Origin of the sequence: Pseudomonas sp. sp1636 (assembly GCF_030376615.1) — a bacterium.
Lineage (GTDB): Bacteria > Pseudomonadota > Gammaproteobacteria > Pseudomonadales > Pseudomonadaceae > Aquipseudomonas.
The window spans coordinates 153,381-163,511 of the sequence record NZ_JARRAB010000009.1 but is presented as its reverse complement, the minus strand read 5'-3'; the positions used below and the strand labels follow the sequence as shown (position 1 = coordinate 163,511).

General features: G+C 61.0%; 15 protein-coding genes. 2 read left to right on the top strand and 13 right to left on the bottom strand.

Features of this window, described 5'->3' with window-relative positions; all coding sequences use genetic code 11:
- Positions 1–160: 160 nt before the first annotated feature.
- The 5 genes from P8H27_RS11400 to P8H27_RS11380 form a co-directional block, all read right to left on the bottom strand.
- A complete protein-coding gene (locus P8H27_RS11400; protein ID WP_289637578.1) occupies positions 161–1,144 on the bottom strand; it encodes an NHL repeat-containing protein in 984 nt (327 codons plus the stop codon).
- An 11-nt stretch (positions 1,145–1,155) separates the two neighbouring features.
- Positions 1,156–2,049, bottom strand: coding sequence for a transporter (locus P8H27_RS11395; protein ID WP_289637577.1), 894 nt, complete (start codon positions 2,047–2,049; stop codon positions 1,156–1,158).
- 1 nt (position 2,050) lies between these two features.
- Complete coding sequence (locus P8H27_RS11390) at positions 2,051–2,368, bottom strand: heavy-metal-associated domain-containing protein (protein WP_289637575.1); 318 nt, start codon at positions 2,366–2,368, stop codon at positions 2,051–2,053.
- Between the two features lie 62 nt (positions 2,369–2,430).
- Entirely contained in the window at positions 2,431–2,922 is a 492-nt protein-coding gene (locus tag P8H27_RS11385; RefSeq protein ID WP_289637573.1) for a hypothetical protein, read from the bottom strand.
- A 251-nt stretch (positions 2,923–3,173) separates the two neighbouring features.
- Entirely contained in the window at positions 3,174–3,731 is a 558-nt protein-coding gene (locus P8H27_RS11380) for a carboxymuconolactone decarboxylase family protein (RefSeq protein WP_289637572.1), read from the bottom strand.
- Positions 3,732–3,929: 198 nt separating this feature from the next.
- Here P8H27_RS11380 and P8H27_RS11375 point away from each other — a divergent pair, with 198 nt between their 5' ends.
- Positions 3,930–4,544 carry a TetR/AcrR family transcriptional regulator gene (locus P8H27_RS11375; RefSeq protein ID WP_289637570.1) on the top strand — a complete coding sequence of 205 codons (615 nt, stop codon included), beginning with the start codon at positions 3,930–3,932 and terminating at the stop codon, positions 4,542–4,544.
- Between the two features lie 109 nt (positions 4,545–4,653).
- Here the strand turns inward: P8H27_RS11375 and merA are convergent, their stop codons facing one another.
- From merA to merT, 4 genes are all read right to left on the bottom strand, one after another.
- The gene (merA, locus tag P8H27_RS11370; protein ID WP_289637621.1) at positions 4,654–6,333 is read right to left on the bottom strand and encodes a mercury(II) reductase; all 1,680 of its coding nucleotides are present in this window, start codon (positions 6,331–6,333) and stop codon (positions 4,654–4,656) included.
- Complete coding sequence (gene merF, locus P8H27_RS11365; RefSeq protein WP_289637569.1) at positions 6,333–6,578, bottom strand: mercury resistance system transport protein MerF; 246 nt, start codon at positions 6,576–6,578, stop codon at positions 6,333–6,335. The genes merA and merF overlap by 1 nt, the downstream gene beginning before the upstream one ends.
- Before the next feature lie 2 nt (positions 6,579–6,580).
- Positions 6,581–6,871, bottom strand: a complete 291-nt coding sequence (gene merP / locus P8H27_RS11360; RefSeq protein ID WP_289637568.1) for a mercury resistance system periplasmic binding protein MerP — start codon at positions 6,869–6,871, stop codon at positions 6,581–6,583.
- Positions 6,872–6,937: 66 nt separating this feature from the next.
- Positions 6,938–7,288: a mercuric ion transporter MerT gene (gene merT, locus P8H27_RS11355; protein WP_289637567.1), complete on the bottom strand. Its 351-nt coding sequence runs from the start codon at positions 7,286–7,288 to the stop codon at positions 6,938–6,940.
- A gap of 71 nt (positions 7,289–7,359) precedes the next feature.
- Here merT and merR point away from each other — a divergent pair, with 71 nt between their 5' ends.
- Positions 7,360–7,800 (top strand): Hg(II)-responsive transcriptional regulator, encoded by a 441-nt coding sequence (merR, locus tag P8H27_RS11350; RefSeq protein WP_289637565.1) that lies wholly within the window; start codon positions 7,360–7,362, stop codon positions 7,798–7,800.
- 137 nt (positions 7,801–7,937) lie between these two features.
- Here merR and P8H27_RS11345 read toward each other — a convergent pair whose 3' ends face one another.
- The 4 genes from P8H27_RS11345 to P8H27_RS11330 all read right to left on the bottom strand — a co-directional run bounded on the left by P8H27_RS11345 (position 7,938) and on the right by P8H27_RS11330 (position 10,092).
- Positions 7,938–8,246 carry a DUF2790 domain-containing protein gene (locus P8H27_RS11345; RefSeq protein WP_289637563.1) on the bottom strand — a complete coding sequence of 103 codons (309 nt, stop codon included), beginning with the start codon at positions 8,244–8,246 and terminating at the stop codon, positions 7,938–7,940.
- 198 nt (positions 8,247–8,444) lie between these two features.
- On the bottom strand, positions 8,445–8,684 hold the full coding sequence (locus tag P8H27_RS11340; protein WP_289637562.1) for an anti-sigma factor: 240 nt from the start codon (positions 8,682–8,684) through the stop codon (positions 8,445–8,447).
- A 143-nt stretch (positions 8,685–8,827) separates the two neighbouring features.
- The gene (locus P8H27_RS11335; RefSeq protein WP_289637561.1) at positions 8,828–9,298 is read right to left on the bottom strand and encodes an arsenate reductase ArsC; all 471 of its coding nucleotides are present in this window, start codon (positions 9,296–9,298) and stop codon (positions 8,828–8,830) included.
- Between the two features lie 29 nt (positions 9,299–9,327).
- Positions 9,328–10,092 (bottom strand): DUF6969 family protein, encoded by a 765-nt coding sequence (locus P8H27_RS11330; RefSeq protein WP_289637560.1) that lies wholly within the window; start codon positions 10,090–10,092, stop codon positions 9,328–9,330.
- Positions 10,093–10,131 lie beyond the last annotated feature (39 nt).

Below are 10,131 nucleotides of genomic sequence, written 5' to 3'. Positions count from 1 at the left end.
CCGCAACGAGGGCTTGGTTCGGCGCAGAGCCTGATACCGCCGGCCATATGTGGCAGGCAGCACGCCATGCCAGGTTACTCGGCAACCCATCTCGTCTACGGCCACGGGATCGCCCCCTGACAGACCTCGGACTCCGCTCCGCCAGGCGTAGACACCACGCTCAAGACCTTGCCGGCCGCCACCGGTGTATACGGCTATTGCCAAAATCGACCGCGAACAGCGTGCCGTCGCCCGCTACGGCAACCGCGATGGCATGCTCGAACTGACCTGGATCATCACCCCGGCTGCCGAAGCTGGTGAGAAAGCGGCCGTCCGCGGAGAATTTCTGGATCCGATGGTTGTAGAAGTCGGCGGCGAACAGATTGCCCTGTCGATCGACAGCCACGCCGGTCACGGTCGCGAACCAGCCGTTGAAGGGGCCGAAGATGTTGATGGCAAAGGGGCCACCCCATTTGCGCACGAACACTCCTTGGCGGTCGAATTGCTGTATTCGGTCGTTGTAGCCGTCAGCAACGTACAGCGCCCCCTCCGGGCCGATCGACACGGCAGTGGGGTAGTTGAACTCACCGGCGCCGATGCCGATCTTGCCGGTCGCGCCTTTCTGCCGGACAAAGCGGCCATCGGCCTCCAGTTGCTGAATGCGCTGGTTGTAGACGTCGGCGACCCATAGTTTGCCATCGACCGCGACTGCCACGCCGCCGGGAGAATCGAACTCGCCGGGGCCACTGCCCGTGCGGCCGATGATGCGCCTGGGCGTGCCGTCCAGGCCGAACACCTGGATGCGGTCGTTGAAGTATTCGGCCACATAGAGTTCGTCGGCGTGCAGCGTCAGGTTCATCGGCCGGCCGAGTTGCCCGACGCCACTGCCGGGCGTACCGAACTGGCGTTTGAAGTCGCCGTCGAAATCGAAGACCTGGATACGCCCGTTGCGTGCATCGGCAACGAACACCTCATCGCCAGCAACGGCGATGCCGGTCGGGTCGTTGAACTGCCCGGGGCCGCTGCCCGGCTCACCCCAGGCGCCGACGAACTCATAGGACGGCTCCAGGGGCGAGGGCACGAAGGCCAGCCAGGCGGACAGGCCGAGGAACGCCAGAATGATGATGGTATTACGGCCCAGCTTGAACACAGCAGCGCGTTGCATGGCGGCGCCCCTTAGAAGTTGACGCGAAAGCCGGCGGTGAGCCGGTAGTCGGTCTCCAGCGCGCTGCCGTTGAGTTGCTGATGCACGGGGATCTGCACGCCGGCCTCGAGGATCCATTTTTTTGTCACGTATTGCAGTCCGGGGGTGATGAACAGCGTGGTGCCTCCCGAATTCGCATCGGCGCTCCCGCCGCTGCGATCCTTGTCCGCGTGCAGCAGGTTGGCTTCGAGCACGCCATAGAGGAAAGCCGGAACGCCGGCACCCAGGCGACGTGGCAGCAGGCGGTACTGCAGCGAGCCGTCGACCTGCCAACGGTTGCCGGCCTGAAAGCCGTTGGCTTCGCCGTTGGCCTGGTAACTCACCTGGCTGTCGATTTGAAAGTCTAGGGTCTGATAGGTGAGCACCGCACCGCCGAGCGCATCCCAGGAACCGGAACCCGGCTGCAGTGCCGGCGGCAGACGGCCAAAACCGTCCCGAGCGTTATCCTCGCCGGTCGGCGCCTTCACCCCGAGGAACGGCGCGATGCGCAAGGTCTGTCCCGGCGCGTCGTACTGGTAGGCGGTGTAGCGGCCCAGCACGGTGAGATCGCCCATAGCGGACTTGCTTCGGCTGAGATCCTGCCCGCCCATGCGCATGTCCAGGCGCTTGTCGAACCAGGGCAGCATGCCGAACAGCGCGAAGTCGCCGGTTACGCCATAGCCCAGCACCGACACCAGCCCCGTCACCTGCATGTCGCGTCTGGCAGGGGTGGGGTCGCCGGCGCTTTGCATGAAGACCAACTGCTCGCGCCACACGTAGCCGCCTTCATGTACCGGCAGCGCCGTGTTGAAGGTGATAGGCGCGCTCCACGCGGCGGCGGGCGTCAGGCATAAGCTGGCCATGGCCAGTTTCAGCACTGTCTGCATGTCATTGCCCCTCTGGCGCAACCTGTTCGAAGGTGCGCAGGCTGAAGCCGGCGGCTTTTACTGCCTTCTGCACCGCAGCTTCATCGAGGATCGCGCCATCCTGCATGGTGACGATCACACTGCCGTCCTCGATATTGGTCTCAAGGCGTTCGACGCCGACGAGGGCGCTCAGCTTCTTCTCGATGCCATAGGCGCAGAAAGGGCAGGCCAGCCCGTCGACCGCGAGACGGTAGCTGGGGCCGGCGGCAAGCGCGGCCGCCGTGGCCATAAGCAGACTTACTGCCATGCCCAGCGTTGAGATGTAGCGGATGAATTTCATTGGCAGCTCCCATTCGTCTCGGTTCTGAGGAATCGGGTGAAGATGACCCTGGAACGCCTGGGTCAAATCTGGTTTGCCTTGCGCGCAGCAGCCCGGGCCCAGGCCAGTGCGACTGTTGGCAGCAGCAGCCATTGCAGCAGCGGCGAGACGCCGAGGGCAATGATCGGCGTCAGCGGCATCCATTCGGAATAGGCCCAACTCATCCGCACCGCCGTGTTGAACCACTCGCTGAACACTGTATACGCGAGACCGAAACCGACTGCGACGGCCCCTACCCGTCCCCAGCGCCAGCGCTCGAGCGGGCCGGCACGAGTGACGAGCAGCGCGACGAGCAGGGCCAGGACACCAATCAGCATGTCCCCCAGCGTGCAGTGGATGACGGCGTAGACGATGGATGCAGGCGACGCCTGCGTCCACAGGGTATAGAGCGGCAACTGGGCGAGTTCCCAGAGCAGGTTGAGGGGCGCGAAGACGACCAGATAGCGCACCAAGACCACGCGCCAGACGTGCGGATCTTCATGCCAGAGACGCCGCGTTCCTGTGCCTGTCGTCATCGATCGAACTCCTTGTGTCGGCCTGGCAAGCTAGCGCCCGTCGCGCCAGGCAGCGCTGATAGATTGTGAAAAGCTCCCGCCTACTGCGACCGTCTCGCGACGCTGATTGATATGTTCACAAGCTCTGGGCACAGGTGCTGGGAAGCTATTAACGCCCCTCTCTGGTCATCAGCACTATCTCGCCCAGCCCGAAGCAACATCACCTTGGCAGTGTCGCTGCCATGAATTCATAGCATGAACTCAACCCAGGTCTATTTTTGCACTTTCTGCCATTCAAACTTCATGAAGGGCTTATCAACCGGTGTCTTGGCAATGTGGTTGATGTAATTGCTCATGATTTTCTGGGATAGACCAAGGATCACTTCCAGTACATGACGCTGCTCATAGCCGGCAGCATAAAAGGCTTGCAGGTCTGCGCCTGCGACTTCACCACGGTTGCGAACCACTGCCAGGGTAAAGCTGCGCAAGGCTTCCAGTCGCTCGTTGGGTAACGGCGTTTCGTCGCGCAATGCATTGTTCACATCGTCCGCCACCTGCATCGCCTTGGCGATACCGGTATGTGCCGGCACACAGTAATGACAGCCGTGTTCGACGTTGATGCTCTGCCACACCACGGTTTTTTCATCGGCGTCAAAACTGCTGTCGAGAAATAGCGCATGCAATTTCTTGTACGCGTCCAGCACGCCAGGCGCCTCAGCCATTACGGCATGCAAGCCCGGGATCATGCCAAAGCTTTTCATGGAGTCCTCCAGCAATGGCTTGGCTGCTTGTGGCGCTGAAGACTGGTCATGCAGTTTGAAACTCTTCATGAAAATCACCTCTACGTGTATTGAGCGATTGCTCAACAATGGCAACCAGGCTAGCTATATTTGAGCGATCACTCAAGTTATAATTGAGCAACCACTCAAAACCATGAAAATATCGAGCGTCGTCACGGGCCGCTTTTCACAAACACTCAGGTTGAATCTTTAGCAGTTACCCTACCCGCCGATGCGAGCGAGAAACCCATGCCCAGAGTTGCTAAATATGATCGTCACACGGCACTGAACAGGGCTGTCGCTCTGTTCTGGGAACGCGGTTATTTCGCCTCATCGCTGAAACATATCGAGCAGGCGCTGGACATGCGCCCTGGCAGTCTCTATGCCACCTTTGGCAGCAAGAGCGGCTTGTTCGCCGAGGCTCTGGATCTGTACGCAGGCTACATGGGCGAAGAATTGCAGCGCCTGCTCGATACACATTCGTCTGTATTGGAAGCCCTTAAAGCCTATTTCCAGTCGCTAGCCTGCGCGTGCACGGCGACCAACGCACCCCCTGCCCGAGCCTGCATGATCGTCAAAACCCTGCTGGAAGTCGGCGATCAGGAGCCGCAACTGCAACTCAAGGTCAACACGCTGCTCGATGCCGTCGAGCATAATCTGAGCGCCGTACTTGAGCGCGCGCAGCAGCGCGGCGAGCTAAGCCCAGATATTGATTGCCCCCGACTGGCACGCCTGCTTCAGGCCCAAATCATTGGTTTGCGCGCCTTTGCCCAGCGCCAGACGCCCGCCCGGCACGTACTCGAACTTGCCGAGGATATGACCGCCCTGTTGGATCACTATGCGCAGAGAAGCACTGCGGCATAAGTCCATTGCCTCCTTGGAGTACAGCCGGCTTATCCGCGCACGCCAATCAAGATGGCAACCAATGGCCCGGCTGCCGAGTTGATGATTGCGCCGGCCGGTCTGCTATCCCCTATCCCGCGCAGCAGGACAGTTGCTGCACATCCTTGAAGAAGGTCTGCGCGCAGAGCTTGAGCCCCTCCACCATGGTCAGGTAGGGAAACAGCTGGTCGGCCAGCTCCTGCACCGTCATTCGCGCCCGAATGGCAATGGCGGCAGTCTGGATCAGCTCCCCCGCCTCGGCAGACACTGCCTGAACGCCCAGCAGTCGACCGCTGCCAGCTTCGGCGACCAGTTTGATGAACCCTCGGCTGTCGAAGTTGACCAACGCGCGCGGCACATGCTCCAGGCTCAGGATGCGGCTGTCGGTTTCAAGCCCGGCCTGCTGCGCCTGCACCTCGTTGTAGCCGACGGTGGCCACCTGCGGGTCGGTAAACACCACTGCGGGCATAGCCGCCAGATCGAGGCTCGCCTCGCCACCGTTCATGTTGATCGCCGCGCGGGTGCCGGCTGCCGCCGCCACATAGACGAACTGCGGCTGGTCGGTGCAGTCGCCGGCCGCATAGATATTGGCTGCGCTGGTGCGCATGCCCTGGTCGATCTGGATGCCGCCGCGCTGATTAAGCTTCACCCCGGCAGCTTCCAGGTTCATGCCTCGGCTGTTAGGCGTGCGTCCGGTGGCAACCAGCAACTGCTCGGCCCGTACCTCGCCGTGGTGAGTGCTCAGGATGAACTCGCCATTGTCGTAGGACACTTGGCTGGCTTGCGTGTGCTCCAGCACCTCGATGCCCTCCATGCGCAAGGCCGCCGTCAGCGCTTCGCCGATGGCCGGATCTTCGCGATAGAACAGCGTGTGACGCGCCAGGATCGTCACTTGGCTACCCAGGCGGGCAAAGGCCTGTGCCAACTCCAGCGCTACCACTGAGGAACCGATAACCGCCAAGCGGTTGGGAATCGCATCGCTCACCAGGGCCTCGGTGGAGATCCAGTACGGCGTGTCCTTGAGGCCAGGAATCGGCGGAACGGCCGGACTCGCGCCAGTGGCAACCAGGCAACGGTCGAACGCCAGCACGCGTTCGTCGCCTTTACTCAGCGCTACAACGAGGTGTTGGTCGTCCTGGAAGCTGGCCTGACCGCGCAGCACAGTGATGGCTTGAGAGCTCTCCAGTATGCCTTCGTACTTGGCTGAGCGCAGTTCGTCTACACGAGCCTGTTGCTGTGCAAGCAGCCGATCGCGCAGGACGATTGGCGTCGTGGCGGGCAATCCAGCGTCGAATGGGCTCTCGCGGCGCAGATGGGCCACATGCGCGGCGCGAATCATGATCTTCGACGGCACGCAGCCGATGTTGACGCAGGTGCCGCCGATGACGCCACGTTCGATCAGGGTGACGCGGGCACCGCCTTCCACCGCCTTGAGCGCGGCTGCCATGGCGGCACCGCCACTACCGATGACGGCAATGTGCAGCGCTTGCTCACCATTCGCCTGCGTAGTTTTTCGAACTGGCCTGTCCAGCGCTTGCTCGAATAGAACCGCAGAGTCGTTTGGGTTATTGGCTACCCGCGCACCGTAGCCGAGCGTAGTTACCGCCGCGATAAGCGGTTCCAGGCTCACCTGGCCATCGGTCGCGATTGCTGCCAATCCCTGGGGATAGGAAACACTCGCCGAGCGCACCCCCGCAACCTGCTCCAATGCCTGCCTGACATGCTCAGTACAGGATCCGCAGGTCATGCCCTCCACCTGGAGTTCGATCATCATTTTTCTCCCGTCTTCGAGGCGGCGATACAGCAAGCATTGGCTTTACGCTTCTTGTGCAGGGCGTACAGGGTCAGCGCAATAAAGGCGGCGAGTGCCGGTAACAGGACGTAGTCCAGGTACCCGGTCAAGGCGGACAGCCCGACTACCCCAAGCAGAATCACCAACAGCGGCGTAAAACAACACAGTGCCGCCACCACCGAGCCGCCCAGGCCGATCTTCAACAGCGTATTGGGGTTGCTCATCGTCACTCCTTGATCGACGCGGGATAGCCCGCGTTCTCGGTGGCTTTGGTGAGGGCATCTAGGTTGGTCTTGGTGTCATCGAAGGTGACTATTGCTTCGCGGTTCGCATAACTCACCTCGGCCTTGGACACCCCTTCGACCTTGGTCAGCGCCTTCTTCACCGTGAACGGGCAAGCGGCGCAGGTCATGCCGGGCACCGCCAGGGTGACGGTCTGCGTGGCCGCCCAGGTAGGCGCAGCTATGAGGGTGGTGAGGGCTACGGTTGCGAGCAGTTTTTTGTAAGGCGCATCCATGCGCCTTACCCCTGCGTGGCTGACGCGAGAATTTGTTCCGGACATTTTTTTCATCGCGAACTCCGATCAGTAGAACAAGGGCAGGATGTACGGGAAGCCGAGGGCGACCAGCACCAAGGCCGTCACCACCCAGAACAGCAACTTGTAGGTGGTACGCACCTGTGGAATCGCGCAGACCTCCCCCGTTTTGCAGACGGCTGCCGGTCGAAAGATCCGTCGCCAGGCGAAGAACAGTGCGACCAGCGCTGCGCCGATAAAGAGCGGCCGATAAGGTTCCAGCACGGTCAAGTTGCCGATCCAGGCCCCGCTGAACCCCAGCGTGATCAACAGCAGCGGCCCCAGGCAGCAAGTCGAGGCAAGCATCGCAGCCAGTCCTCCCGCGACCAGTGGGGCGCGTCCGTTTGACGGCTCAGACATGCTTTTCTCCTTCCGATTATTCGAGCGATGACCTAAGGTTACTTCCGTAGTCATGTACGGACTCAAGCGCTATGCACAGCAAACCAGAGAGCCTGACCATCGGTGCCTTCGCCAAGGCCGCCGGGGTTAACGTGGAAACCATCCGTTTCTATCAACGCAAGGGGCTGTTGGCGGAGCCGCAGCGCCCCCAGGGCGGTATCCGCCGCTACGGACAGGCGGACGTGGCGCGGCTGAGCTTCGTGAAAACGGCCCAGCGCCTGGGCTTCAGCCTGGACGAGATCGCCGAACTGCTACGCCTTGAAGATGGCACTCACTGCGCGGAGGCCAGCCACCTGGCCGAGTACAGGCTGCAGGACGTACGAGCCAAGCTGGCCGACCTGACGCGGATAGAGTCCGCTTTGTCCCAACTTGTGAGCGCCTGCCAAGCCGGCAAGGGCAAGGTCTGCTGCCCGCTGATCGCCTCGTTACAAGGCACAACGGCTCTCGCCGCCAGCGGCGCTGACATTGGCTGATGAGGGGCCACGCGCCGCCCCCGAGCCCACTGGCCAGCTGTCGAGCGGGCTGTCGATGAGCCCCCACGAATACCCGCTGCCGATCGACGGCCCCTGGAATGCCCTTCTCTGCCGGCTACTGCCTTCTGTTGGCAGGCTCAATTGTCTAAACAACCACCGCCGTGAATCAGATATTCCAAAGCCCGCAGCTTGCCCTCACGGTCTTCGTAGTGCATGACCGAGGGCACGACATCGCATACCTGGCTGGTGTCGCTGATGGACAGAACCCGCGCGATATCCAACTTCATCCCGTAGTGATAGGTCTCAACCGGGGTCTGCTCAAGGCGTGACGGGGCATCACGCGACACATCCTGGATCAGTTGAGTCTGGCCGGCATGTGCCAACCCTCCAGCACTGACCAGGGTTATCGCGGCGAACAGGCCGGCAATCCGGATTGTGCTTTTCATGACGTCATCCTCCAAAAGGGAATTTGACTTGCATGAATTTGATACGCACTTGAAGCGGTTGTTACACCTCGAGTCATGCGGCTAGACCCTACAGAAGCACTTGACCTACACCGATCAAGCCGGATCGATCCCGAGTTAATGCGTAGCTGAGGCCAGGCTTGAACTCGCAATCAATCAACAGGTAATCCATGCCTCGACTTAACCCGAGCGCTTCTCGATAGCGTGCTGGATATGACCAAGCGTGGCCTCTATCTCTGTACTGTTCGGCGGCACCGCTAACGCCTGCAAGACGGCCGACGTCAGAGCCAATTGTTTGATGTAGGTGCGGCAGTTTTTGCATTGGCGCAGATGCACATAGGCAGCGATGCGTTTTCCAAGGCTCAGTTGCTTATCGATAACATCCGAGCCTAACTGTGCCATTTCTCGGCAGGTCAGCATGTTCGTCCTCCTCGAAAAATGTAGCCGTCATATGTGGACAATCAGTCGTACCTCAACACCAAGCCCCCGACTGGAAACGTTCTTGGCTCGATGCGCAGCAGTGCAAATATCGAATGCCTTCACACATAGCCTTTCACAAGCGCTCAGCTGCGGCCGATAGATACCAGCGCCGCCTCGAGTTCCTGCGAACTCAGGTAAGACAGCGGCAAGGCGAGAAACTTGTCGACCCGATACACGATGCTCGCCACTGCCGCATCGAACACCGCATCGATGTCCGCCTGAGTGCCGCCTTCGGTTGCCGGGTCGGGCAACCCCCAGTGCGCTCTCAACGCACTACCAAAGAAGGTCGGACAAGGTTCGGCGGCGGCGTTGTCGCACAGGCTGATGAGCAGATCCGGCTGCAACTGCCGATGCTCTGCCTGGGACTTGCTGTGCAGTCCATCGATCGCGATGCCGGCGCGCTGTAGCGCCCTCAGGCTTTGCGGATGAACCCAGCCACACGGGTTGCTCCCCGCGCTGTAGGCGTGCATATGTGCTGGGGCCAGATGGTTGAAGATGGCCTCGGCGAGGATGCTGCGGCAACTATTGGCGGTACAGAGAAACAGAATATTCATCGCATGCTCACCTAACAATCAATGCCGGGTCAGGGCTGAACGCCTTGGGCCTGGTTCAGGGCCTGAACCCAGCTGTCGACGGAAATGGGTAAATAGCCGGTGATCTCCAGCGTACGATCTTCGAACACATCCTCACCTGGATGGGCCGCCTGCCAAGCCGCAACCACCTGATCGCGATGCTCGATCAGCGCCTGGATATGGGGGCGGAATAGCTGCAACAGTGCAGTCAGCCACAGATTGGCTGGCCAGGATGGATGGGCATGGTCGATGCAAAACGTCGGCAGCAGCTGTTTCACCGCTGCGGCGGGATACCAGGTCTCGCCCGTCACCCAGCGATTGCAGGCGAACAGTCCAATCGGCTGGCCCCAGGCATCCATGGACACGGCAATCAGATGGGCGATGGCCTCGTCGCCGCTCGGCCAGGGTTCACTCCCCGCTGGCGCCGACAGCGGTTGCAACGAACCGGGGATGCCCTGACCACGGATGAACGTATGGAAATGGCCATGTTCCAGGCCGCCTTCACGGTGAGCGTGGTAGTAGTACTGCGCATGGCTGTCACTGTCGTACACGTCGCTATCGGGGTAATGATTCATCTCGTAGAAGCCGTCATGGCCCTTGAGCAATTCGCCGACCACATTGAGACCGGCCTTGCTCAAGGCTCGCTGACAGCGACGGATTTCTTCTGCCGCAGCCAGTTGAGCCGATCGTTCTGCCGCGCTCAACCGCTCGGCATGTGGCAGTTCGATCGCACAGTCGGGCAGCGCGGTATCGAAAGCAGGAAGTTGGGCGTTCATGGCTGGATCTCGAAAAAGGGCCGGGGCGGAGGAGCAGCC

What these genes read in the sequence shown, in the direction of transcription:
- merR (WP_289637565.1), top strand. Translation starts at nt 7,360, where the DNA reads ATGCACAGCAAACCAGAGAGCCTGACCATCGGTGCCTTCGCCAAGGCC.
- P8H27_RS11340 (WP_289637562.1), bottom strand. Translation starts at nt 8,684, where the DNA reads ATGCTGACCTGCCGAGAAATGGCACAGTTAGGCTCGGATGTTATCGAT.
- P8H27_RS11380 (WP_289637572.1), bottom strand. Translation starts at nt 3,731, where the DNA reads ATGAAGAGTTTCAAACTGCATGACCAGTCTTCAGCGCCACAAGCAGCC.
- P8H27_RS11375 (WP_289637570.1), top strand. Translation starts at nt 3,930, where the DNA reads ATGCCCAGAGTTGCTAAATATGATCGTCACACGGCACTGAACAGGGCT.
- merA (WP_289637621.1), bottom strand. Translation starts at nt 6,333, where the DNA reads ATGATCGAACTCCAGGTGGAGGGCATGACCTGCGGATCCTGTACTGAG.
- merT (WP_289637567.1), bottom strand. Translation starts at nt 7,288, where the DNA reads ATGTCTGAGCCGTCAAACGGACGCGCCCCACTGGTCGCGGGAGGACTG.
- P8H27_RS11335 (WP_289637561.1), bottom strand. Translation starts at nt 9,298, where the DNA reads ATGAATATTCTGTTTCTCTGTACCGCCAATAGTTGCCGCAGCATCCTC.
- merF (WP_289637569.1), bottom strand. Translation starts at nt 6,578, where the DNA reads ATGAGCAACCCCAATACGCTGTTGAAGATCGGCCTGGGCGGCTCGGTG.
- P8H27_RS11345 (WP_289637563.1), bottom strand. Translation starts at nt 8,246, where the DNA reads ATGAAAAGCACAATCCGGATTGCCGGCCTGTTCGCCGCGATAACCCTG.
- P8H27_RS11400 (WP_289637578.1), bottom strand. Translation starts at nt 1,144, where the DNA reads ATGCAACGCGCTGCTGTGTTCAAGCTGGGCCGTAATACCATCATCATT.
- P8H27_RS11385 (WP_289637573.1), bottom strand. Translation starts at nt 2,922, where the DNA reads ATGACGACAGGCACAGGAACGCGGCGTCTCTGGCATGAAGATCCGCAC.
- P8H27_RS11395 (WP_289637577.1), bottom strand. Translation starts at nt 2,049, where the DNA reads ATGCAGACAGTGCTGAAACTGGCCATGGCCAGCTTATGCCTGACGCCC.
- merP (WP_289637568.1), bottom strand. Translation starts at nt 6,871, where the DNA reads ATGGATGCGCCTTACAAAAAACTGCTCGCAACCGTAGCCCTCACCACC.
- P8H27_RS11390 (WP_289637575.1), bottom strand. Translation starts at nt 2,368, where the DNA reads ATGAAATTCATCCGCTACATCTCAACGCTGGGCATGGCAGTAAGTCTG.
- P8H27_RS11330 (WP_289637560.1), bottom strand. Translation starts at nt 10,092, where the DNA reads ATGAACGCCCAACTTCCTGCTTTCGATACCGCGCTGCCCGACTGTGCG.